The organism is Burkholderia sp. 22PA0099 (assembly GCF_047497165.1).
GTDB lineage: Bacteria > Pseudomonadota > Gammaproteobacteria > Burkholderiales > Burkholderiaceae > Burkholderia.
In genome coordinates, this window is record NZ_CP163164.1 from 630738 (window position 1) to 654376 (window position 23639).

Genomic DNA, 23639 nt, shown 5'->3' on the forward strand with positions numbered 1-23639 from the left:
CTCGCATTTGTGCCGTATTCCAATTGAGCCGAACATTTAAGTTCGAATCTTCTTGAGATACATCGATACAATCACAACCCGAATAACTTTCACGCCCATCTCAAATAGACGCTTCCGTTATTCAAATTACTACTTCTTCTAGATTGTTAAAGAACGACAGCCGATAAGTACACATGGTGTACAGATCGCTCTGACTGGCTCAATCGCCAATGACAAATCCTCAGGTCACACTGACCTGAACGCTTGTCATTGAAGATTGGTGGAGGCAGACGGGATCGAACCGACGACCCCCTGCTTGCAAAGCAGGTGCTCTCCCAGCTGAGCTATGCCCCCATACAGAGACTTCTCAAGGATACTGTCCAGACTAAGTGGTGGGTCTGGTTGGATTCGAACCAACGACCCCCGCCTTATCAAGACGGTGCTCTAACCAACTGAGCTACAGACCCCTGAGTCTGTCTTGATTTACAGCCGATAAGCGTGAACGCTCAACTTTCGCGGTATTAGCTCGAGAAAGGAGGTGATCCAGCCGCACCTTCCGATACGGCTACCTTGTTACGACTTCACCCCAGTCATGAATCCTACCGTGGTGACCGTCCTCCTTGCGGTTAGACTAGCCACTTCTGGTAAAACCCACTCCCATGGTGTGACGGGCGGTGTGTACAAGACCCGGGAACGTATTCACCGCGGCATGCTGATCCGCGATTACTAGCGATTCCAGCTTCACGCACTCGAGTTGCAGAGTGCGATCCGGACTACGATCGGTTTTCTGGGATTAGCTCCCCCTCGCGGGTTGGCGACCCTCTGTTCCGACCATTGTATGACGTGTGAAGCCCTACCCATAAGGGCCATGAGGACTTGACGTCATCCCCACCTTCCTCCGGTTTGTCACCGGCAGTCTCCTTAGAGTGCTCTTGCGTAGCAACTAAGGACAAGGGTTGCGCTCGTTGCGGGACTTAACCCAACATCTCACGACACGAGCTGACGACAGCCATGCAGCACCTGTGTATCGGTTCTCTTTCGAGCACTCCCGGATCTCTCCAGGATTCCGACCATGTCAAGGGTAGGTAAGGTTTTTCGCGTTGCATCGAATTAATCCACATCATCCACCGCTTGTGCGGGTCCCCGTCAATTCCTTTGAGTTTTAATCTTGCGACCGTACTCCCCAGGCGGTCAACTTCACGCGTTAGCTTCGTTACTAAGGAAATGAATCCCCAACAACTAGTTGACATCGTTTAGGGCGTGGACTACCAGGGTATCTAATCCTGTTTGCTCCCCACGCTTTCGTGCATGAGCGTCAGTATTGGCCCAGGGGGCTGCCTTCGCCATCGGTATTCCTCCACATCTCTACGCATTTCACTGCTACACGTGGAATTCTACCCCCCTCTGCCATACTCTAGCTTGCCAGTCACCAATGCAGTTCCCAGGTTGAGCCCGGGGATTTCACATCGGTCTTAACAAACCGCCTGCGCACGCTTTACGCCCAGTAATTCCGATTAACGCTTGCACCCTACGTATTACCGCGGCTGCTGGCACGTAGTTAGCCGGTGCTTATTCTTCCGGTACCGTCATCCCTCGGCTTTATTAGAACCAAGGATTTCTTTCCGGACAAAAGTGCTTTACAACCCGAAGGCCTTCTTCACACACGCGGCATTGCTGGATCAGGCTTTCGCCCATTGTCCAAAATTCCCCACTGCTGCCTCCCGTAGGAGTCTGGGCCGTGTCTCAGTCCCAGTGTGGCTGGTCGTCCTCTCAGACCAGCTACTGATCGTCGCCTTGGTAGGCTTTTACCCTACCAACTAGCTAATCAGCCATCGGCCAACCCTATAGCGCGAGGCCCGAAGGTCCCCCGCTTTCATCCGTAGATCGTATGCGGTATTAATCCGGCTTTCGCCGGGCTATCCCCCACTACAGGACATGTTCCGATGTATTACTCACCCGTTCGCCACTCGCCACCAGACCGAAGTCCGTGCTGCCGTTCGACTTGCATGTGTAAGGCATGCCGCCAGCGTTCAATCTGAGCCAGGATCAAACTCTTCAGTTCAATACCTGTTACTGTTTTTCGGTTCTTTCGAACCGGTCGCTCACTCAAAGCTGACAGGATTACGAATTACTTCATAAACCTGACTTACTTTTGTGTGAGACTCTTGATACTTTTGCTGACCTGATCCTAAGATCAGGACCGCTTCCATCAAGCGTCCACACTTATCGGCTGTAGATTGTTAAAGAGCGTTTCCGAGAGAAGCTTGGCTTCGTTTCGGTGCTGCGTTTTCAGCAGCAGAGAAGCGAGATTATGAAGAACATTTTGAAGCGCGTCAACTACTTTTTCAGCGCTTCGATCAACAGACTGCATCGATCGAGTTCCTCACCAGTTCAAAGAAGCGGCCCAAATTCCGGCGCTCTCCTTGTCCTGCCTGGCTTCTCCACCCGTTCTGCGTTTCCGTCATCGCGAGAGAGGCCGAATTCTAAGCACCCATCCCGTTTCGTGCAAGCGTTTTCGCAAAGAAAATGCATAAAGGGCGCCGCTCACGCGGCGCCCTTTATGACAAGCCTTTGATATAAAAAGAAATATGCGAATAAATTCGCGCAAAAACTCTATCGATGCATCGTTATTGCCGTGCGCGCTGCGATTTCCATGAAGTAATCGAGCGATTTCGTCACGCCGCCGGCCACCTTCGCCTCGTCGTCCCAACGGCGCAGCCGGATTGCATCGCCTGCGTGGGGACGCAGCAGGAACGTCCGCGCATCCTCATCACTATAAGTACCGCCCTGCAGCGCCAGGCTGCGCACAGAATCGGCCGACAGCGCCTCGGCGTACCCCGGCTCGATCGCGCACAGGCAGCGCTTCGCATCGACATGCAGCCGGATCGGCTCCAGCACCGCCTCGGGAAACACCCCGCGCAGGAACGGCAGCGCGTAGTACTGATGCAGATCGTCGATGCCGCGCGCGGTGGGCGTCTCGCCCTGCTCGTTCAGCAGATGCCCGAGGTCGTGCAGCAGCGCCGCCGTGATCAGCGCGTCGTCAGCGCCCTCGTCGTCGGCCAGTTGCGCGCTCTGCAACGCGTGCTCGAGCTGCGTCACCGGCTCGCCGCTGTATGCCGTGCCGCCACGGCGCTCGAACAGCGTGCGGATGTCGTCCAGCGTCAATGCCACGTCCCTGCTCCTTCCTGATTGACGAGATTGGGTGCGTGCAACGCGCGCTCGAACGTGAAATCGGCGCCGCGCACGGCATGGTTGAGCGCCAGTTCGAACGCGTCGAAGTTGCGCCAGCGGCGGCTCGGATCGAGCGACGCCATGCGCCGGTTGAACAGCAGCGGCACCCGCTGCTCGCCGAAACCGCCGTGGGAGCGCAGCGGCAGGGTCAGCGCGGACAGGTCGTGCTCGCGCTCGCGCCGGCCCAGTACAACGTCGTCGCGCGCCACCACCACCACGTCGCCGATGCGGTCGGCCGGCAGTTCGAGATACGCGACGGCATCGTCGCGGCGCAGCGCCAGCGCCACGCCGTCGAGCGCGCGCAGCCGCGCGACCACCTCGTCCGCATCGAGGCCGGCGCCCAGGTGGATCGTCGCGAACGAGCCGAGCGCACCGTGATGCGCGACATGCGGATCGGCGATCGGCAACACCACGCGCGTGGCCGGAAAGCCGAACCCGGCGTCGAGCACGTCCTGCAGATACACCACGTTGGGCTTGCCGGTGTGCGGATCGTGCTTGGCGCTCATGCCGTGATCGGCGGTCAGGCCGACCACCCAGCCGAGCGCGTCGAGCAGCGCCAGATGCCGGTCGATCGTCGCGTAGAACGCATTCGCCTCGGGCGAGCCGGGTGCCCACTTGCGCTGCACATAGTCGTGCGTCGCGAGATACATCAGATCGACCTTGCGCGTCCTCGCAAGCCGCACGCCGGCACCCAGCACGAACTCGGACAGCTCCGGACTATAGATATACGGCGACGGCAAGCCGACCAGATCGAGTGCATCGGCGATGCCGTTCTCGGAGAGCGACGCCTGCGCGGCCTTTTCGGCCGAAAAACAGATGCCCTTGAGCCGCGCGCCGAGCAGCCGGCGCAGCTTGTCGCGGGCCGTCACCACGGCCACGCGCGCACCGGCCTCGGCCGCCGCGGCGAAGATCGTGCCGGCGCGCAGGTCGTCGGCGCGGTGCAGCGCCACCTCGGCGCCCGCGCCGCCTTGCGCGAGCGCATCGTGAAACGTATTGCCGCAGATGCCATGCACGGCGGGCGGCACGCCGCAGGCGATCGACACCTGGCTCGCATGGGTCAGCGCGGGCACGATGCCGTCGGCGTCGAACGCCGCGCCGTCGCGCATCATGCGGGCGACGAACGGCACGACGCCGGCGGCAAGCGCGGCATCGAGATACGCGGGCGCGCCGCCACCAATACAGACGATGGCCGTGGGCGTGACGGGCAGCCGGTAGCGGCGGCCGTTGACGTCGATCGTGTCCTGATCCGGTTTCAGCATGACTCCTCCACCTTCATCGTTGTCGGTTCGCCCAGCCGGCCCTGCGTTACGACGGCCGGCGCAGGCGCGGCACGCGCGCCGCGATCAACATCAGCGCCGCCAGCGACGCCACCAGCATCAACAGCGCCAGCGCCGACGCCGGCAGGTAATACCCGCGCTCGACCTGGCCGATCACGACGATCGGCACGGTCGCGAAGCCCGGCGGATAAACGGTCATGGTCGCGCCCAGCTCGCCGAGCGACAGCGCGAAGCCGAGCGCGAGGCTCGCACGCAGCGCCGGCACCAGTTGCGGCAGCAGCACGCGGCGCAGCACCATCGACGGCGGCGCACCAAGGCTGGCGGCGGCTTCGCGCAGCACGGTCAGTTCGGGCCGCAATGCGGCGGCGGCGCAGCGATAGCAGAAGGGCAGGATCAGCGCGAGCTGCACCAGCACGACGATGGCGGCCGAACTCGAGAGATCGACCGGCTTTTGATGATAGGCGATCAGCACGGCCAGCCCAAGCACCACGCTCGGCACGCCGTTCGGCAGCATCACGATCGCATCGAGCAGCGTGCCGAGCCGCCCGCTGGTGCGCCCTTCGAGCGCCAGCGCGAGCCACAGCCCGAGCACCGTGCCGATCACCGCCACGCCGAAGCCGATTTCGAGGCTGGTGGCCAGCGCGCCGAATTCGGGCTCGCCGAGCGCGGCGAACCAGCGCAGGCTGTAGCCGGCCGGCAAGATGGTGCCGGACCAACGCGTGGCGACGCTCGACAGCGCCACCACGATCACCGGCAGCACGAACAGCCAGAAGCAGGCGAACGCGGCCAGGCCGAGCGCGACGCGCGAGGCCTGCTTGAGCACGGCGTCCATCGCGTTGACGCGGTGTTGCGGCAAGGGCGCGGGGGCCTCTCCGCCCAAACGATAGTCAGCGGACATCCCGGCCTCCCCCCATCGCGCGCCGATTGATCCGGCGGTAAAGCGCATACAGCGACAGCGACATCGCCAGCATCACCACGGCGCCGGCCGCGGCGGTCGGCAGGTCGAGATCGACCGACGCGCTGGTATAGATCGCCACCGGCAGCGTGACGAGCCGCGCGCTGCCGAGCACCAGCAGAATCCCGAACTCGTTCAGCGTCAGCAGGAAGCACAGGATCGTGCCGGCGGCGATGCCGGGCCACGCGATCGGCAGGATCACGCGCCGCGCCAGCATCCAGCCGCTCGCACCGAGGCTGCGCGCCGCCTCGACCAGCCGCAGGTCGAGCGTCGCGAACGAGGCCAGCGTGGGGCGCACCACGAACGGCGTGTAGAACACCGTCTGCGCAAGGATCACGCCGCCGATGCCGAACAGAAAATCGAGCGGCGGCGCATCGAGATGAAACAGCCGCTGCAACGCGATGCTGACCGAGCCCTGCGAGCCGTACAGGAAGATCAGCGTGAACGCCACCAGGAACGACGGGAACGCCACGTACAGTTCGAGAAAGCGCGTCACGAGCGAGGCGCCCGGGAACGGCCGAAAGAACAGCAGCGCCGCAAGCAGCACGCCGAGCACGGAAGCCGTGCCCGCGCTCACGCACAGCACCCACAGCGTGGTGCCGAGCACATTGCGCGTGTCGGGGTTGCCGAAGAACGCACGGTAGCCGGCCAGCGTGAAGCCGTGATCTCCCATCACGCTGAGCAGCAGCAGGCGCGCGAGCGGATACAGCACCAGCGGGCCGAGCACGACGATCGCCAACACCAGCAAATGCAGGTTGCCCTGCCAGCGGCGGCGTCGCGCCACCCGCGCATGCGCGGCAGCCGATGCCTCGCGCTTCGCGGCGAGGCCCGGCTCGACGTTGCGCTCAGGGGTCGATAAGGACGACATCATCCGCCTCGCAATGCAGGGAAACGCGCTCGCCGCGCGCCGGCGTCATGCCACGGCCGCGTTGCAGCGTGACCAGGACGGGCGTGTCGGGCACGGCATCGAGCATCACCGACACCGACAGCTCCGAGCCATGCCACTCGACCGCGCCGATGGTGCCGTTCAGCCCGCCGCTGCCGGGCGGCTTCAGCGTGAAGCGCTCGGGCCGCACGCAGGCGACCTGATCGCGGAGGGTGTGCAGCGGATCGCCGATCGGATAGATCACGTTCGGCGGCAACAGGTTCGCCGCGCCGAGGTAACGCGCCACGAAGCCGTCGCGCGGGCGGTCGTACAGTTGCTGCGGCGTGCCGATCTGCGCGATGCGGCCGTCGCGCATCAACAGCGCGCGGTCGGACAGCACCAGCGCGTCGTCGCGGTCGTGCGTGACGCAGACGATCGTCAGGTTCGGCAGGCGCTCGTGCAGCGCCTTCAGTTCGGTGCGCACCGAGGCGCGCAGGTTGGCGTCGAGCGCGGACAGCGGCTCGTCGAGCAACAGCACGTCGGGCTCGATGACGAGCGCGCGCGCCAGCGCCACGCGCTGCTGCATGCCGCCCGACAATTGCGCGGGCATTGCGTGCCCGGCGTCGCCGAGCTGCACGAGCTTCAGCGCATCGGCCACGCGCCGCGCGATCTCGCCCGACGACAAACGCCGCGCGCGCAGCCCGAACGCCACATTCTCGAACACCGACAAATGCGGAAACAGCGCGTAGTTCTGGAACAGCAGGCCGAGATTGCGCTTGTGCGGCGGCGCATGGGTCAGATCGCGGCCGGCCACCGTCAGCGAACCGGTCAGGCCGTCAGCCTTCACGAACCCGGCGATGAAACGCAGCATCGTGGTCTTGCCGCAACCGCTGCGGCCGAGCACGGTCAGCAGCTCGCCGGCGCCGATCTGCAACGAAAGATCGTCGAGCACCGTGCGTGCGCCGTAGCGCACGCTCAGATGCTCGATCTGCACGCCGCCCGGCGCAACGGCACGCGGAGCCGCGTGCGATTGCGCCGAACCGCGCGTGCCGAGATGGGTCAGGCTGGCGGTATTCACAGGCATCCTTCAGGCACCGGTCACTTCGGCTTGACGACTTCGGTTTCCTTGCCGGAGCTGCCGATCACGTCCTTCTTCCAGCGCTCGGTCCAGCCGGCCTTCTTGGCCATCACGGCGTTCCAGTCCACCGGGATCAGCTTGACGCCCGCGATCGCGCGCTTCACGGCTTCGCCGTTCTTGCCGGTCAGCGGCACGTCGGTGCGGCCCGGGATGCCGTACATGTCGGGCACCTTAGCCTGCACGTCGGCCGACATCAGGTAGTCGATCAGCTTCTTGCCGGCGTCGGCGTTCGGGCCGCTCTTGATCAGGCCGATCGCGTAGGGCAACTGGAACGTGGTGGGCGGGTCGCCGGCCTTGGCCGTCAGGAACACCGGCTTGACCGCCAGCGCGCCGTGCTCGGCGTCATCGAGATCCATCTGCAGGTCGCCGTTGGCAACGCTGATCTCGTTGCGCGACAGCAGCACGTTCAGATAGCCCGTGCCCTTGGTGTGGAACTTGGCGCTGCGTTCAAGCTTGGCCAGGTAGTCGAACGCGGCGTCTTCGCCCATCAGCGTGGTGGTCAGGATGATCACGGCCATGCCGTCGCCGGCCGTGGCCGGGTTCGAGTAGGCCACCTTGCCGCCGTATTCGGGCGCGAGCAGGTCGGCGAACGTCTTCGGCGGGTTCTTCACCACATCCGGGTTGATCGCGAACGAGAAGTAGTTGTTGACGAAGGTCGCCCACGAACCGTCGGCCGCCTTGGCGATGGCCGGCACGTTCTTGTAGTTGGCGCTCGCGTAGTCCTGCAGCAGGCCGAGCTGGCCGGCTTGCTGGATGAACGGCGGCAGCGTGACCAGCACGTCGGCCTTCGGCGAGTTCTTCTCGACGTTGGCGCGGTTCACCACTTCGCCGCTGCCCGCCGTGACGATGTTCACCTTCACGCCTTCCTTCTTCTCGAACGCCGGCAGCACGTCGCGATAGAGGTTTTCAAGGCCGTCGGCCGTGTACAGCACCACCGCGCCGGCGGCATGCGCCGGCAGGGCGACGCCTTGCAGCAGGCCGGCCGCGCACGCCGCCAGCGCCAGCTTGCGCAACACCGTGCCGAAGGAATTCTGGACTGTCATCTCGCTTCTCCGTAATGCGGATAGAGGGTCGGGCCGGGCTCGTGCCGGCGCCCTGTCGTCTTGTGCGGGCTTGCATTCGGCCCGGCTCCACGCCGGCCGGAACGCATTCGTTCCGGCAGCAGGCGAAGCATCACAGCGTTCGATGACAACTCCATGACTGCGCCACTTAACTCCAATAATTGACACACTTTGCCACTACGATGGGATTTGTCCGGTGCGCCGACCATCGCGCGCCGCCTGCTTTGATTCCTTTCCGCCCCGGAGGCAACGTGACGCCCGATACCGACCCGATTCTCCTGACGCCCGGCCCGCTGACCACCTCGCCGGCCACCCGCCGCGCGATGCTGCGCGACTGGGGCTCGTGGGACGCCGCGTTCAATCGCCTGACGCGGGAGCTTTGCGCCGATCTGGTGCGCATCGCCGGCGGCGACGACACCTATGCCTGTGTGCCCCTGCAAGGCAGCGGCACGTTCGCGGTGGAGGCGGCGCTCGGCACGCTGGTGCCGCGCGACGGCGTGGTGCTGGTGCCGAACCACGGCGCATATTGCGCGCGAATCGTGCGAATTCTCGGGCGGCTCGGCATCGAGACGGTGGAACTGCCGTTTGCGGAGCACGAGGCCATCGACGCGGAAGCGCTCGACGCGATGCTGGCGCGCACGCCACGCATCACGCACGTCGCGCTCGTGCATCTGGAAACCAGCGCCGGCATCCTCAACCCGCTCGCGCAGGTCGCCGCCGTGTGCGCGCGGCACGGCAAGCCGCTGATCGTCGATGCGATGAGTTCGTTCGGCGCGTTGCCGGTGGAGGTGGCGGCGCACGGCATCGACGCGCTGGTGTCGGCCAGCGGCAAGTGCCTCGAAGGCGTGCCGGGGATGGGTTTCGTGATCGTCAAACGTGCGCTGCTCGCGGCCAGCGCCGGGCGTTCGCCGTCGCTCGCGCTCGACCTGCACGACCAGCATGCCTACCTGGAGCGCACCGGCCAATGGCGCTTCACGCCGCCCACGCACGTGGTGGCCGCGCTGCACGCGGCGCTCGCGCAATACGCCGAACAGGGCGGCCTGCCGGCGCGCGGTGCGCGCTACGCGGCGAATTGCGCGGCGCTGATCGACGGGATGCGCGCGCTCGGTTTCGTGCCGTTCCTCGACGCGCGCGTGCAGGCGCCGGTGATCGTCACGTTCCATGCGCCGCGCGATCCTGCCTACGATTTCATGGCGTTCTACGCAGCGGTGCGCGACGCGGGCTTCGTGCTGTATCCGGGCAAGCTGACCGAGGTGGAGACGTTCCGCGTCGGCTGCATCGGCGCGATCGATGCCGACGAGATCCGCCGCGCGGTGGCGGCGATCGACGCGGCGCTGAAACGGCTCGGCATTGCGGTGTGTTGAAGGCGGTACTTGGCGGTGGCGGCTCGATTCTCGGCGCCTCCGCGAATAGGCGCTCGGCGCGGCTCGCCATCGCCGCGCGCCGGAACCGCCACCACCCGCGCACCTCGCCCGCCCCCATAAAAAAACCCGGCGCCGCTGTCGCGGGCCGGGCCAAGTCGTGCCGTGCGCGGAGAACGGTTACAGCACGATCCGCTTGATGTCGCCGACGATGAAGATGTACGACAGCGCGCCGATCAGCGCGATCACGCCGATAAAGGCCAGCGCACCGACGAACGAGCCCGTCGAGGCGACGATGAACCCCACCACCAGCGGCGTGATGATGCCCGCCAGGTTGGCCGCCAGGTTGAAGATGCCGCCGGTCACGCCGAGCAGGCCCTCCGGCGCGATATCGGACACCAGCGTCCACCCCAGCGCGGCCATGCCCTGCGCGAAGAACGCCACCGACATGATCGCGATCACGGCCTCGTTGCTCTGCACGTAGTTGGCCAGCACGATGGTCGAGGCAAGCAGCAGCCCGGCGATGATCGGCAGCTTGCGCGCCACGTTGGCCGACTTGCCGCGACGCAGCAGGTAATCGGAGAAAATGCCGCCGAACATCACGCCCACCGACGCGGCGATGAACGGCATCACCGCGAAGAAGCCGATCTTGAGCCAGCCCATGTGGCGTTCCGTGGCGAGATAGGTCGGAAACCACGTCAGGAAGAACACCAGCGTGGAGTTGCCGGCGAACTGGCCGAGGCAGATGCCCGCGAGCTGGCGCTTCTTCAGCAGCTTGCCGGCCATCGACCAGCTGAACTTGCTCTGGCCCGGCTTGCCGGCCTTCGATTCGCCGTCGATCAGGCCGCCGCCCTCGGCGATGTAGGCCAGCTCGGCGGCATTCGCGGCCGGATGCTCGCGCGGTTCGCGATACAGCTTGAGCCAGACCAGGCCGAACAGGATGCCGACGCCGCCGACCACCCAGAACAGCGAACGCCAGCCGAACGCGCCCATCAGCGCGAACAGCACCGGGCTCAGGAACGCCAGGCCGATGTATTCGCCGACCGTGTAGGTGCCAGTGGCCATCGCACGCTCCTTCTGCGGGAACCAGGTCGCCACCACGCGGCTGTTGGTCGGGAAGCACGGCGCTTCGCTGAACCCGAGGCCGAGGCGGCAGGCCAGCAGCGTGCCCACGCTGCCCACGAAGCCTTGCAGCAGCGTGAACAGCGACCAGAACGTCATCGACAGGTAATAGGTGACCTTGCTGCCGAAACGGTCGAGGAACAGGCCGCCCGGCACCTGCGCGAGCACGTAGGTCCAGGAGAACGACGAGAACATGATCCCCATCACGGCAGCGCCGATCCCCAGTTCCTTGGTCAGGCTCGGCGCGGCCACGCCGAGCACGGTCCGGTCGAGATAGTTGATCATCGTGCCGAACGCGAGCAGCGCGAGAATCCGGTAGCGCGCCGACGAGCGGCGCTGGGTGCCCGCGTCCGCGCGGGACGCGGCCGTGGCGGTCGGTTGGGAGGATTGCTGCATCGAAGTCTCCTGGTTGTTGTCCTGGCCGCGCCGCATCAGCGTGCGACGAGCGATTCGAAGTGCGAGAACATGCGTTCGGCGTCCGGCTCGCGGCCGGTGAAGATCTCGAACGCGTCGACCGCCTGATACACGGCCATGCCGCCGCCCGGCAGCGTGCGGCAACCCATCTCCCGCGCGACGCGGATCAATTCCGTCTCGAGCGGGAAATAGACGATATCGGCCACCCACGGCTTGCCGGCCAGCAATTCGGCCGGCAGCGGCAGCCCCGGATGCTTGGCCATGCCGGTGGGCGTGGCGTGGATCAGGCCGGTGGCCTGCGCCATCGCCGCGTCGAGCGCGCCGCCCGCCGTGACCACCGCCTGCGGGAAGCGCGTTTGCAGTTCGGCCGCCAGCGACGCGGCCCGCGCGGCATCCACGTCGAAGATCGTCAGCGCGCCCGCGCCGAGCATCAGCGCCGCGTGCGCCACGGCCGCCCCCGCGCCGCCCGCACCGATCTGCACCACGCGCGCCAGCGACACGCCGTCCAGCCCGCCCCGGAACGCGCGCGCGAACCCGGACCAATCGGTGTTGTGGCCGCTGCGCTTGCCGTCGGCGAAGCGCACCGTGTTGACCGCGCCCAGCGCGCGCGCATCGTCGGACAGCGTGTCGAGATGCGCGATCACGCGCTGCTTGCACGGATACGTGATGTTCAGACCGTCGAAGCCCATCCGTTCGGCCAGGTCGAGCAGCCTCGGCAGTTCGTCGACGCTCATCTTGAGCACGTCGAGATCGAGCCGCCGGTAAACATAGTTGAAGCCTTGCAGGCCGCCTTCGCGCTCGTGCATGGCCGGCGACAGCGAACCGCCGATGCCCTGCCCGATCAGCCCGATCAGGAACGATGTCTTATCCGCTTGACCGCTCATTGCCCCGCCCCTTTCAAGATCGTCGCGAAGCGTTGCAGCGCGAACACATAACCCTCGGTACCCATGCCGCAGATCACGCCCAGCGCAACCGCCGACACATACGAGTGATGCCGGAACGCCTCGCGCCGGTGCACGTTCGAGATATGCACCTCGATCACCGGCTTGTCGATGCCCGTCAGCGCATCGGCCAGCGCCACCGAGGTGTGCGTATAGGCGGCCGGGTTGATCACCACGCCGTCGATGCGCGTGCGCGCCTCGTGCAGCCAGTCGATCAAATGATGCTCGGCGTTCGACTGGCGGAACTCGATCTCCAGGCCCAGCGATTCGGCCGCCTCGGCGCAGCGGCGCTCGACGTCGGCCAGCGTCTCGGCGCCGTAGATATGCGGCTGCCGGGTGCCCAGCAGGTTCAGGTTCGGCCCGTTGAGCACCAGGACCTTCGGCTTCGACATTGCGCGTGACTCCGTAAAACCGGGGCGGATCGCATCGCGCATCCGCCACCTACAATCTTTGAGGTGGCGCAAGTGTGCCTTCGGCGCGCATCGCTTGTCTTTCGGGGTTTATGCTTATTTGTACCATCTAGTTAGTTTGTATAATCCCGTCACTTGTTTGAATAAAATCGGGGAGTTGCGCGATCTTCGAACGCGTTCTGGTTAACCTGTTCGTTCGTTGTCGCCACTTCCGAACCCTTTTTGCGGGAATTCGCTCATGAAGCGTTCGATCGCCACCGTGTCGCTGTCCGGCACGCTCGTCGAAAAACTCAATGCGATCGCGGCGGCCGGTTTCGACGGCGTCGAGATCTTCGAAAACGATCTGCTCTACTTCGACGGCTCGCCCGCCGACGTGCGCAAGATCGCCTCCGATCTCGGCCTGGACATCGTGCTGTTCCAGCCGTTCCGCGATTTCGACGGCGTCAGCCCCGAGCAGCTCGCGCGCAACCTGGACCGCGTGCGCCGCAAGTTCGACCTGATGCATGCGCTCGGCACCGACCGCATCCTCGTCTGCAGCAACGTCTCGCCGAACACCATCGCGGACGACGCCCTGCTGACCGACCAGCTCGGCGCGCTGGCCGAAGCCGCGCGCGGCGCGGGCGTGATCGCCGCCTACGAGGCGCTGGCCTGGGGCCGCGTCGTGAAGACCTACCGCCACGCGTGGAAGCTCGTGGATGCCGTCAACAGCCCGCACCTGGGCCTCGCGCTCGACAGCTTCCACACGCTCTCGCTCGACGACGACCCCGACGCCATCGCGCAAATCCCCGGCGACCGGATCGCGTTCGTGCAGATCGCCGACGCGCCGAAGCTGGCGATGGACGTGCTCGAATGGAGCCGCCATTACCGCTCGTTCCCGGGCCAGGGCGATTTCGACCTCGCCCGCTTCACGGCGCGCGTGATCGAATCGGGCTTCGACGGCCCGCTTTCGCTCGAAATCTTCAACGACGGCTTCCGCGCCGCGCCCACCGCGATCACCGCAGCCGATGGCCTGCGCTCGCTGCTGCACCTCGAGGACATCACGCGCGTGCGGCTGGCCGCCGACGGCCACGCGCCGGCCGCCAGCCAGCCGCTGTTCGCGCCGCCGGCCGCGCCCGCGCACGTCGGCTTCAAGTTCATCGAATTCGCCGTGGATGCGGCCGCGGCCGCCAACGTGGCCGGCTGGCTCGGCAAGCTGCGCTTCCGCCTGGCCGGCAAGCACCGCTCGAAGAACGTCATGCTGTATCAGCACGGCGCGGCCTCGATCGTGCTGAACGCCGAGCCGGATTCGTTCGCCGATGCGTTCTTCCAGCAGCACGGGCTGTCGCTGTGCGCGTCGGCGTTCCAGGTGGACGACGCCAAGCTCGCGTTCGAGCGCGCCGCCAGCTTCGGCTTCACGCCGTTCTCGGGGCGCGTCGGCCCGAGCGAGCGCGTGGTGCCGGGCGTGCAGGCGCCGGACGGCAGCCTCGACTATTTCATCGACGAGGCGCCCGGCGCGCCGACGCTCTACGAATCGGATTTCGTGCTGACCGACGTGGACGGCCCGGTGGAAGTCGGCCCGCTGACGGGCATCGATCATGTCTGCCTGGCGCTGCCGGCCGACGCGCTCGACACCTGGGTGCTGTTCTTCCGCACCGCGTTCGGCTTCGAGGTGGAGAAAAGCTGGCTGGTGCCGGACCCGTACGGCCTGATGCGCAGCCGCGCCGTGCGCAGCCCGGACGGCAGCGTGCGAATCGCGCTCAATGCCTCGGTGGATCGCCACACGGCCGTGTTCGAATCGCTGAACCGCTATCACGGCTCGGGGCTCAATCACGTCGCGTTCCGCACCGACGACATCGTCAAGGCCGTGGCCGAGGCGGCCGAGGACGGCGTGAGCTTCCTGCGCATTCCGCGCAATTACTATGACGACCTCGCCGCGCGCTACGCGCTGTCGGACGCGTTCATCGACGCGCTGTGCCGTCACCATCTGCTGTACGACCGCGACGAGAACGGCGGCGAATTCCTGCATGCCTATACGGAGCTGATCGACAACCGCTTCTCGTTCGAGATCGTCGAGCGGCGCGGCGGCTACGACGGCTATGGCGCGGCGAACACGGCGGTGCGGCTGGCCGCGCAGGCGCAACGCCGGAAGTAAACGTTTTCGCAGGAACGGGGGGCGGCCGATCGGCGACGACGGCCGCCCCCTCGCGTCTTACGGCCGTAACGGAACGGCCCGCAGCATCCCCGCCCCCACCGCCGGCCGCCGTTTCAAACGCATCAAGGGCCGGCGCGATCATCGCGGCGCAACATGCGCCGCCACCCGCTGCGCCGCCGTTACAACTGGTAACGGATGCCCGGCCGCCTTGTCCCTTCCTCGCCACGGTTTTAAGAATCGTTTAAGTCTCGGACGTCACCATCCGCTACCCATTGGTTTTCGAGATAAATAGGAGGTTGTATGAGCGCCAACGATGCACCCGGCCGCCCGGCCAGCCCCCCGTCACGCCCGAAGACCATGCTGCGCCGCCTGCTCAGTCACCACGAGATCGCCACGCTGCTCGTGCTGCTGCATGCGCCGATCGCCGCGAACGCGAAGCCCGAGTTGCCCGCGTTGCAGGAAGCCGGTTTGATCGAAACCGTCGGCAGCGATGCCGACGCGCCCTTGGTTCGCCTGACGGCCGACGGCACGGCCATTCTGAAGGGCCTCGGCTTCCGTTGATCGGGCCGTGGCTTCGGCCGGCGCGCCTGCGTCCGTGCCGGGTTCACCCTCTTCCCGTTGTTCTTGCGTGCGGTTTCGCGCCGTTTTCCTCGCTTCTCCCGCTCCCTCGCTTCTTCTCCGCCGCCCTCGCCTGACGGCACGGCATTGACCTGCCTGCTCGCCTGCTCGCCCGCTCGCCCGCTCGCGCCGAATGCGCCGAATGCGCCGAGGCGCCGGACGTTTCTTGCAGGCGCCGGGCGGCTAGACCGTTAGTTGCTTTTTGAGCGTCGGGATTGCGTGAGCGTTGCGTGGCCTGCGCCGCTCACGCGCCGCGTTCGGCCTGCAAGGTCATCCGGTATTCGGTCGGCGTCACGCCCACCGTCGCCTTGAACTGCCGCGAGAACGCGCTGTGATCGGTGTAGCCGCACAGCGCGGCCACGTCGGTCACTTTCTCGTGCGTGACGAGCAACGCGGTGGCCGCATCGAGCCGCGTCTTCAGCAGCACCTGGCGCGGCGTCAGATGAAACACCTTGTGGAAATAACGTTCGAGCTGCGCGACCGACATCCCGGCCATCGCGGCCAGATGCTTGAGATTGAGCGGCTGGACGTAATGCTCCTGGATGTACTGCACGACATCGGCGAGCCGGCTGTACGCCGGATGCGAGCCTTCGTTCGCCTTCAGGTCGCGCGAAATGCCCGCCAGGCCGACCACCTGCCCCGCCGCGTCGCGCAGCGGTTCCTTGGTGGTCAGGCACCAGCCCGGCTCGCGGCCCGGATACAGGTGCAGCTCCAATTGGTCGGTCAGCGGCTGGCCGACGTGGATCGTCGCCATATCCTGTTCGAGATAGTTGCGGCCGAAGCGGCGCGGGAACACTTCCTCGGTGGTCTTGCCGTACAGGTCGCGCTTTTCCTTGAAGCCGCAGCGCTGCGCGAGCGTGCGGTTCGCCAGCACGTAGCGGCCGGCCACGTCCTTCACGAAGAACGCCACATCGGGCAGGCCGTCGAACACCGGTTCGAGCAGCGCGAAATGCGCGAGCATCGCGTCGAGCCCGCCGCCACCGGGCGCGGCGGGCAGGCGGATCGCATCCGACAGCGGCGATGGGGAAGCGGCAAGCGAAGTCATGATTGCTGTGGCGTGGGATGGGAAACGGCGTGCGTCGATTATAGGAGCGGCGGATCGGCCAGGGCATCGGCCGCGCCGTCGAGCGCGGCCAGCGTGCCCACCCGCACCGGCACGAACGGCGGACGCGGCGCGCCCGCGCCGCCCTCCTGCCAGCCGAGCAGCACGGCAGCCGCGGCGCCGCACACCCGGCCCTGGCACGCGCCCATGCCGCAACGCGTTTGCAGCTTGGCGTCGCGCGCGTTCGCATACGGGCGCGCCATGCCGAGCGTCACGTCCTCGCAGCGGCATAGCACGGTATCGTCGGGCGGCAGTGCACGCGCCGCCGCGCCGAGCGCGAACGCCTGCGCAACGCGCGCGGCGAAACCGCGCCAGGTGTCGCGTTCGCGCAGCAGCGGCGCGAAGCGCGGGTCGGCCTCGCTCACGCCGGCGGCCGACAGGCCCGCGATTGTCCCCTCGACACGCGCCAGCTCCATGCCGCCCACGCCGGTGCTTTCGCCGGCCGCGTAGATCGCATCGAGCGAGGTGCGCTGCCAGGCATCGACGGCCACCGCGCCACCCTCCACCGTGCAGCCGAGCGCGCGCGCCAGCATCAAATTCGGCAGCAACCCGTAGCCGCAGGCGATCCGGTCGCAGGCAATCGTCTCGGTGCGCCCGCCCGCCTCGATCACGGCGGCCTCCACCCGCGCCTCGCCGTGCGCCGCGCGCACCACGCCGCCCGTCATGTAACGCGTGCCGACGAAGCCGCGTGTGAGCAGCGCGGCCTGCCAGAGTTTCGATGGCGTGGCCGCCAGCGACATCCCGAAGCGGCCCACGGCGTTCGCGCCGGCCTGCTCGACCACGGCCACGACCTTCGCGCCGGCGTCGCGCGCGGTGGCCAGCGCGGCGATCAGCAACGGCCCGCTGCCCGCGATCACGATGCGCTCGCCGCGCACCGGCACGCCGCCCTTGATCAGCGCCTGCAAGCCGCCCGCGCCGGTCACGCCGGGCAGTGTCCAGCCCGCGAACGGCAGCAGCAGTTCGCGCGCGCCGGTGGCGACGATCAGCCGTTCGTAGCGCACCGTCAGGCTGGACTCGCCCTGCCCGGCCAGCAACATGCGCCCCGGCAGCGCCGCCGCCACGCGCGCGCCGGACAGGCGTTCGACGCCCAGCGCGCGCAGCGCGTCGAGCGCCTCGGCCAGCGGCGCGGCGGCTGCAAACACCGGGCCCTGCCGCCAGATCTGGCCGCCGGCATCGGGGTTGTCGTCGAGGATCGCGACGCGCGCGCCGGCCTCGGCCGCCGCCCGCGCCGCCGACAAACCGGCCGGCCCCGCGCCGACGATCACGACGTCGTAATGCACATTCATCGTTCGGATTTCCAGGTCGTATCGATCGTCATGCCGTCGCGGCAGACGGTCTGGCACGCCAGCGCATGCGCGCGGCCGTCGATGCCGACGCGGCATTCCTGGCACACGCCCATGCCGCACAGCATGGTGCGCGGCGCACCGCTCGCCGACGCGCGCGTACCGCGCACGCCGAGCGCGATCGCCAGCGCCGCCGCCACCGTCACGCCCTGGGGCACACGGCAGGCCGCGCCGTCGATCGTCACACCGATCGCCTTGCGGTCGATCTCAGTCATGGCCAGCCTCCGTCGTGACGCGCGATGGCCAATACGGCTCGGGCGCGATCGGCGGCGTCTCGCCGATCGCCTTGCGTTCGAGCTCAGTCATAGCCGGCCTCCGTCGTGACACGCGACGGCCAATACGGCTCGGGCGCAATCGGCGGCGTCACGCCGATCGCCTTGCGGTCGATCTCAGCCATGGCCAGCCTCCGTCGTGACGCGCGACGGCCAGTACGGCTCGGGCGCGATCGGCGGCGTCTCGCCGATCGCCTTGCGGTCGATCTCAGTCATGGCCAGCCCCCGTCGTGACGCGCGACGGCCAGTACGGCTCGGGCGCGATCGGCGGCGTCTCGCCGCCCAGTTGCGCGGCGATCAGTTCTGCGGTCGCCAGCGAGGTGGTCACGCCAAGCCCTTCGTGGCCGGTCGCGAGCCAGACGCCCGGCCGCCCCGGCGCGGGGCCGATCAGCGGCATGCCGTCGGGCGTGGCCGCGCGAAACCCGGTCCAGGCGCGCAGCGCGTTCAGGCCGGCGAGGCCCGGCAGATAGCGCGTGGCGCGCGCCAGCATGCGCGCCAGCACCGCCATCTCGACGGCCGGATCGGCGGTATCGAACTGCCGCGACGAGCCGATCAGGATCTGGCCGGTCGGGCGCGGCTGCGCGTTGAACGCCACCGAGGTGCCCTGCGCGTGATGCGCGCTCTTGATGTAGCCGAGTTCGAGCAGTTGATGCGTGATCGCGCCGGGGTAGCGGTCGGTGATCAGCAGATGGCCCTTCTTGGCCTGCAACGCGACGCCGGGCACGAGCCGCGCGGCGTCGATGCCGTTCGCGACGATCACCTGCGCGGCCGTGAGCGTGTCGCCGCCGTCGAGCCGCACGCGCGTGCCGTCGAGCGCCGCGACGCGCGTGCCGAGCCGTGTGCGGATGCGCGCCGCACACGGCGAATGCCGGAGCAGCCATTCGGCGGCCGACGGCGCGTAGACAATGCCGTCCCCCTCCACCAACAGCCCGCCGGCCAGGCCCGGCGCGAGCATCGGCTCGCGCGCGCGCAACGCGGCCGCGCCGATCACCTCGGCCGCGATGCCCGCCGCCGCGTAGCCGTCGCGCATGGCCTGCGCCGCTTCCAGTTCCTCGTCGTCGGCGGCCACCCACAGCGTGCCGCAGCGCACATAGGCGTCGCGCTCGCGCAGGCTCGGCGCGAGTTCGCGCCACAGCGCCAGCGAGCGGCGCGTGAGCGCCAGCTCGGCCGGCGAATCGTTCATCACCACCAGGTGCCCCATGCCGGCCGCGGTGGTGCCCGCGCCGATCCCGCCCGCGTCGAGCACCTCCACCGCCAGCCCGCGCGCGGCCAATGCCGCCGCGCACGCCGCGCCGACGATGCCCGCGCCGATCACGATCACATCCGCGCGCGCCATCAGTTCAGCCGGATGCCGTTCGCGAACGGGTCGCTGTCGTCGAAGCAGAGCCGCCCTTCGGCCATCACGTGCGCGTGGCCGGTGAGCGTCGGCACGATCGCCGGTTCGCCCTCGATCGTTTCGTCATGCCGAACGTATTGCAGGTCGAACACGCTGCCGATCACGCTCTCCTGCCGCCACACGGCCTGCTCGGCCAGCTTGCCGTCGGCCGCGAGGCAGGCCGCCTTGGCGCTGGTGCCGGTGCCGCACGGCGAGCGATCGTAGGCGTCGCCGGGGCACAGCACGAAGCTGCGGCTGTCGAGGCCCGGCCGCGACGGCGGCCCGAACAGTTCGATATGGTCGATCAGCGCGCCGTGCGTGCCGGTGATGCCGGCTGCGATCAGCGCATCGCGCACCGCGCCCGAGAACGCGGTCAGCTCCTTCAGATGCGGCGGCGCGACGGTGCGGCGGTGCTGATCCTCCGCCACCAGGAAGAACCAGTTGCCGCCCCAGGCGATGTCGCCCTTCAGCGCGCCGTGGCCCGGCACCTCGACGCTCACGCCCTGGCGGTAGCGGTAGGCCGGCACGTTTCTCACGGACACCGAACGATCGGCGTTCAGCGTGGCCTCGACGATGCCGACCGGCGTTTCGATGCGGTGCGTGCCCGGCCCGATGCGGCCCAGGTGCGCAAGCGACACCACCAGCCCGATGGTGCCGTGGCCGCACATGCCCAGATACCCGACGTTGTTGAAGAAGATCACGCCCGCCGCACAGGACGGATCGGACGGCTCGCACAGCAGCGCGCCCACCATCACGTCCGAGCCGCGCGGCTCGGTCACCACCGCGGCGCGCCAGTCGTCGTGCTGCGTGCGCAGGCGTTCGAGGCGCTCGGCGAGCGGGCCGGCGCCGAGATCCGGCCCTCCGGACACGACGAGGCGGGTAGGCTCACCGCCCGTGTGCGAATCGATGAAGTCGAGTGTTTTCATGCCGCTATCGTAGGAAGCGGCGGCGCCTCGCGTCTTGGCGACATTATGCGCACCCGATGACGAAATCGGCATAGTCAGGGAAATCGCGCATATGCCGATATCGTCATCCGGCGTGCTGTTGTCTCGCAAGACTTCCGCTTTTTCGCTACCTAGACTGCGCTGTCATCGCTCGAATCGTTGCGTCCCCGCCTGGACGATGTGTTGCACGCCAGGCGCCGGGCTCACGGCAACGTTCCGCCGATTTCAGCACAGTGGACGCCGGCTCCCGGCCGGCGCCCCGCGATCGCCAACAGGCCGGCGCATGAAAAGCCGGCCGCAGCAGCCAAAGGGGAAACGAAAGTGAAGGTGAAGATCTCGCAACTCGCGCTCGCCGCGTCCGCCGCCCTCGTCGCAGCCGGCACGCCGGCCCTGGCCGCCGACGCCGTCAAGATCGGCTTCGCCGCGCCGCTGACCGGCACGCAGTCGAACTACGGCACCGACATGCAGAAAGGCGTGCAGCTCGCGATCGACGATTTCAACGCGACCAAGCCGGTGATCGGCGGCAAGCCCGTCACGTTCGTGCTCGATTCGCAGGACGACCAGGCCGACCCGCGCACCGGCACCACGGTGGCGCAGCGCCTGATCGACGACAACGTGGCCGGCATCATCGGCCACTTCAACTCCGGCACCAGCATCCCGGCGTCGGATCTCTACGAAAAGGCCGGGCTGCCGCAGATCTCGATGGCCACCTCGCCGCAATACACGGCGCGCGGCTACAAGACCACCTTCCGCCTGCTGACCAGCGATTCGCAGGCCGGCCGCATCGTCGGCAGCTACGTGGTGAACACGCTGCACTACAAGCGCATCGCGATCATCGACGACCGCACCGCGTACGGCCAGGGCATCGCCGACGAATTCGCCACGTCCGTGCAGAAGGCCGGCGGCACCATCGTCAAGCGCGACTTCACGAACGACAAGGCGCTCGATTTCTCTGCAATCCTGACCAACCTGAAGGGCATGAACCCGGATGCGATCTTCTACGGCGGCGGCGACGCGCAATCCTCGCCGATGATCCGCAAGATGCGTCAGCTCGGCATCAAGGCCGCGTTCATCACGGGCGAGATGTCGAAATCGCCGACCTTCCTGAAGGTGGGCGGCGAGGCGGCCGAAGGCGCGATCGTCTACATGGGCGGGCTGCCGAAGGAAAAGATGCCGGGCTTCAGCGGCTTCGAGCAACGCTACAAGGCGCGCTTCCACGAGGAAGTGGTCACGTACTCGCCGTACTCGTACGACGGCGCGATCGCGCTGCTGACGGCGATGAAGAACGCGAACTCGACCGACCCGAAGGTGTATGGCCCGTTCGTCGGCAAGGTACAGGTCAAGGGCGTGTCGGCGGCGACCATCGCCTATGACGCGAAGGGCGACCTGCGCGACGCGCCGGTCACGATCTACCGTGTCGATCACGGCCAGTTCAAGGCGGTCGATACGATCGCCGGCAACTGAGCCTCGCGGCGCGTTCAGCGGCCCATCAGCGGCCGCACGCAATGGCAAAAAACGGGCGCGTCGGGCGCCCGTTTTTGCATTTCGCTTACACGCCTGTTCCCTTCCTGCCAGGCACGCATCGCGCGTCAAACCCCCTGCGTTAATCCTGTAGAATCCAGCGACCCGCCAGTACGCCGTCCCCGCGTGTCTCCGAACCGGAATCACGCGGCCCGTGTCGCGAGCCAATCCGGCCCGCCGCCCGGGACGCCTTGCGGCGTCGCGCACGGTGCGCGCGCCGAGATCCGAATTCCGTTCGCCCCGACCATGCAAGCATACGAAACAGGCCGCGCGCCCAGCGCCGCCGCCGATCGCGCGCTCACGCGCAGCGACTACAAAACCCTGAGCCTGGCCGCACTCGGCGGTGCGCTCGAGTTCTACGACTTCATCATCTTCGTGTTCTTCGCGCCCGCGATCGGGCAGTTGTTCTTCCCGCACGACATTCCCGACTGGCTGCGCCAGTTGCAGACCTTCGGCATCTTCGCCGCCGGTTATCTGGCGCGCCCGCTCGGCGGCATCATCATGGCGCACTTCGGCGACCTGGTCGGCCGCAAGCGGATGTTCACGCTGAGCGTGCTGCTGATGGCGCTGCCGACGCTGCTGATGGGCCTGCTGCCGACCTTCGATTCGATCGGCATCCTGGCTCCCGTGCTGCTGTTGCTGTTCCGCGTGCTGCAAGGCGCGGCGGTGGGCGGCGAGGTGCCGGGCGCCTGGGTGTTCGTGTCGGAGCACGTGCCGTCGCGCCGCATCGGCTATGCGTGCGGCACGCTGACGGCCGGCCTGACCGCCGGCATCCTGCTCGGCTCGATGGTGGCGGGCGGCGTGAACCGGCATTTCTCCCCGGCTGAAATTGCTTCGTACGCCTGGCGGATTCCGTTCCTGCTCGGCGGCGTGTTCGGCCTCGTGTCGGTGTACCTGCGCCGCTGGCTGCACGAAACGCCGGTGTTCGCCGAACTGCAGGCGCGCAAGGCGCTGGCCGCCGAGATCCCGCTGAAGGCGGTGCTGCGCGACCACGGCCGCTCGGTGATCGTCTCGATGCTGCTGACCTGGATGCTGTCGGCCGCGATCGTGGTGGTGATCCTGATGACGCCCACCTTGCTGCAAAAGCAGTTGCACATCCCCGCCGCCACGGCGCTGTTCGCCAACAGCATCGCCACCGTCGGCCTGACGATCGGCTGCATCGTGGCCGGCGCGCTGGCCGACCGCTTCGGCGCGAAGGTCGTGATCGTGATCGGCGGCCTGTTGCTCGCCGCCAGCTTCTGCACGCTGTTCTCGCGCGTCGCGGCCGATCCGACCACGCTGGTGCCGCTCTACGCGCTCACCGGCTTCCTGGTCGGCACGGTGGGTGCGATCCCGTCGGCGATGGTGCGCGGCTTCCCCGCCGTGATCCGCTTCTCGGGCATCTCGTTCTCGTACAACGTCGCGTATGCGATCTTCGGCGGCCTGTCGCCGGTGGTCGTGTCGTTGATGATGAAATCCAATTCGTTCGCGCCGACCGCCTACGTGGGCGCGGTGTGCGTGATCGGCGCACTGGCCGCGCTGTGCGCGCGCAACGCGAAGGAGCGTTGAGACGGATTCCGAAGCAATGGACTCCGAAGCG

20 protein-coding genes, 2 tRNA genes and 1 rRNA gene are annotated in these 23639 nt (G+C 67.2%); 5 read left to right on the forward strand and 18 right to left on the reverse strand.

Going from position 1 to position 23639, the window contains the following annotated elements; genetic code table 11:
- Nucleotides 1-257: 257 nt before the first annotated feature.
- From AB4851_RS02820 to phnS, 10 genes are all read right to left on the reverse strand, one after another.
- Nucleotides 258-333, reverse strand: a tRNA-Ala gene (locus AB4851_RS02820).
- 36 nt (nucleotides 334-369) lie between these two features.
- Nucleotides 370-446, reverse strand: a tRNA-Ile gene (locus AB4851_RS02825).
- Nucleotides 447-510: 64 nt separating this feature from the next.
- Nucleotides 511-2041 (reverse strand): 16S ribosomal RNA (locus tag AB4851_RS02830).
- A gap of 147 nt (nucleotides 2042-2188) precedes the next feature.
- The gene (locus AB4851_RS02835; protein WP_414448339.1) at nucleotides 2189-2350 is read right to left on the reverse strand and encodes a hypothetical protein; all 162 of its coding nucleotides are present in this window, start codon (nucleotides 2348-2350) and stop codon (nucleotides 2189-2191) included.
- Nucleotides 2351-2592: 242 nt separating this feature from the next.
- Nucleotides 2593-3150 (reverse strand): phosphonate degradation HD-domain oxygenase, encoded by a 558-nt coding sequence (locus AB4851_RS02840; protein ID WP_414448340.1) that lies wholly within the window; start codon nucleotides 3148-3150, stop codon nucleotides 2593-2595.
- A complete protein-coding gene (phnA, locus tag AB4851_RS02845) occupies nucleotides 3141-4469 on the reverse strand; it encodes a phosphonoacetate hydrolase (RefSeq protein ID WP_414448341.1) in 1329 nt (442 codons plus the stop codon). The genes AB4851_RS02840 and phnA overlap by 10 nt, the downstream gene beginning before the upstream one ends.
- 46 nt (nucleotides 4470-4515) lie before the next feature.
- A complete protein-coding gene (gene phnV, locus AB4851_RS02850; RefSeq protein WP_414441052.1) occupies nucleotides 4516-5385 on the reverse strand; it encodes a 2-aminoethylphosphonate ABC transport system, membrane component PhnV in 870 nt (289 codons plus the stop codon).
- Complete coding sequence (phnU, locus tag AB4851_RS02855) at nucleotides 5375-6310, reverse strand: 2-aminoethylphosphonate ABC transporter permease subunit (protein WP_414449125.1); 936 nt, start codon at nucleotides 6308-6310, stop codon at nucleotides 5375-5377. Before phnU ends, phnV begins: the two co-directional genes overlap by 11 nt.
- Nucleotides 6288-7385, reverse strand: coding sequence for a 2-aminoethylphosphonate ABC transport system ATP-binding subunit PhnT (phnT, locus tag AB4851_RS02860; protein ID WP_414441939.1), 1098 nt, complete (start codon nucleotides 7383-7385; stop codon nucleotides 6288-6290). The genes phnU and phnT overlap by 23 nt, the downstream gene beginning before the upstream one ends.
- Nucleotides 7386-7405: 20 nt before the next feature.
- On the reverse strand, nucleotides 7406-8488 hold the full coding sequence (gene phnS / locus AB4851_RS02865; RefSeq protein ID WP_414448342.1) for a 2-aminoethylphosphonate ABC transporter substrate-binding protein: 1083 nt from the start codon (nucleotides 8486-8488) through the stop codon (nucleotides 7406-7408).
- A gap of 269 nt (nucleotides 8489-8757) precedes the next feature.
- Here phnS and AB4851_RS02870 point away from each other — a divergent pair, with 269 nt between their 5' ends.
- Nucleotides 8758-9870, forward strand: coding sequence for a 2-aminoethylphosphonate--pyruvate transaminase (locus AB4851_RS02870; protein WP_414448343.1), 1113 nt, complete (start codon nucleotides 8758-8760; stop codon nucleotides 9868-9870).
- Between the two features lie 177 nt (nucleotides 9871-10047).
- Here AB4851_RS02870 and AB4851_RS02875 read toward each other — a convergent pair whose 3' ends face one another.
- Genes AB4851_RS02875 through aroQ form a run of 3 tightly spaced genes read right to left on the reverse strand, consistent with a single transcriptional unit; the run spans nucleotide 10048 to nucleotide 12736 of the window.
- Nucleotides 10048-11385, reverse strand: a complete 1338-nt coding sequence (locus tag AB4851_RS02875; RefSeq protein WP_414448344.1) for an MFS transporter — start codon at nucleotides 11383-11385, stop codon at nucleotides 10048-10050.
- Nucleotides 11386-11420: 35 nt separating this feature from the next.
- Nucleotides 11421-12287: a shikimate dehydrogenase gene (locus tag AB4851_RS02880; RefSeq protein ID WP_414448345.1), complete on the reverse strand. Its 867-nt coding sequence runs from the start codon at nucleotides 12285-12287 to the stop codon at nucleotides 11421-11423.
- Nucleotides 12284-12736, reverse strand: a complete 453-nt coding sequence (gene aroQ, locus AB4851_RS02885) for a type II 3-dehydroquinate dehydratase (RefSeq protein ID WP_414448346.1) — start codon at nucleotides 12734-12736, stop codon at nucleotides 12284-12286. Before aroQ ends, AB4851_RS02880 begins: the two co-directional genes overlap by 4 nt.
- A gap of 256 nt (nucleotides 12737-12992) precedes the next feature.
- Between aroQ and AB4851_RS02890 the strand changes: the two genes are divergently transcribed.
- A complete protein-coding gene (locus AB4851_RS02890; RefSeq protein WP_414448347.1) occupies nucleotides 12993-14885 on the forward strand; it encodes a bifunctional sugar phosphate isomerase/epimerase/4-hydroxyphenylpyruvate dioxygenase family protein in 1893 nt (630 codons plus the stop codon).
- Nucleotides 14886-15185: 300 nt separating this feature from the next.
- Nucleotides 15186-15446, forward strand: a complete 261-nt coding sequence (locus AB4851_RS02895; RefSeq protein ID WP_414441044.1) for a hypothetical protein — start codon at nucleotides 15186-15188, stop codon at nucleotides 15444-15446.
- Between the two features lie 301 nt (nucleotides 15447-15747).
- On the opposite strand, the gene AB4851_RS02900 is transcribed toward AB4851_RS02895, so the two are convergent.
- The 5 genes from AB4851_RS02900 to AB4851_RS02920 all read right to left on the reverse strand — a co-directional run bounded on the left by AB4851_RS02900 (nucleotide 15748) and on the right by AB4851_RS02920 (nucleotide 20521).
- On the reverse strand, nucleotides 15748-16551 hold the full coding sequence (locus AB4851_RS02900; RefSeq protein ID WP_414441938.1) for a helix-turn-helix domain-containing protein: 804 nt from the start codon (nucleotides 16549-16551) through the stop codon (nucleotides 15748-15750).
- 35 nt (nucleotides 16552-16586) lie between these two features.
- Nucleotides 16587-17891 carry an FAD-dependent oxidoreductase gene (locus tag AB4851_RS02905; RefSeq protein WP_414448348.1) on the reverse strand — a complete coding sequence of 435 codons (1305 nt, stop codon included), beginning with the start codon at nucleotides 17889-17891 and terminating at the stop codon, nucleotides 16587-16589.
- Nucleotides 17888-18163, reverse strand: coding sequence for a (2Fe-2S)-binding protein (locus AB4851_RS02910; protein WP_414448349.1), 276 nt, complete (start codon nucleotides 18161-18163; stop codon nucleotides 17888-17890). The genes AB4851_RS02905 and AB4851_RS02910 overlap by 4 nt, the downstream gene beginning before the upstream one ends.
- A gap of 265 nt (nucleotides 18164-18428) precedes the next feature.
- A complete protein-coding gene (locus AB4851_RS02915; RefSeq protein WP_414448350.1) occupies nucleotides 18429-19556 on the reverse strand; it encodes an NAD(P)/FAD-dependent oxidoreductase in 1128 nt (375 codons plus the stop codon).
- Nucleotides 19556-20521, reverse strand: coding sequence for a 4-hydroxyproline epimerase (locus AB4851_RS02920; protein WP_414448351.1), 966 nt, complete (start codon nucleotides 20519-20521; stop codon nucleotides 19556-19558). Before AB4851_RS02920 ends, AB4851_RS02915 begins: the two co-directional genes overlap by 1 nt.
- A 339-nt stretch (nucleotides 20522-20860) precedes the next feature.
- Between AB4851_RS02920 and AB4851_RS02925 the strand changes: the two genes are divergently transcribed.
- Together AB4851_RS02925 and AB4851_RS02930 are read left to right on the forward strand one after the other, a co-directional pair.
- Nucleotides 20861-22003: a branched-chain amino acid ABC transporter substrate-binding protein gene (locus tag AB4851_RS02925; protein ID WP_414448352.1), complete on the forward strand. Its 1143-nt coding sequence runs from the start codon at nucleotides 20861-20863 to the stop codon at nucleotides 22001-22003.
- Between the two features lie 303 nt (nucleotides 22004-22306).
- Entirely contained in the window at nucleotides 22307-23608 is a 1302-nt protein-coding gene (locus AB4851_RS02930) for an MFS transporter (protein ID WP_414448353.1), read from the forward strand.
- The last annotated feature ends 31 nt before the right edge of the window (nucleotides 23609-23639 follow it).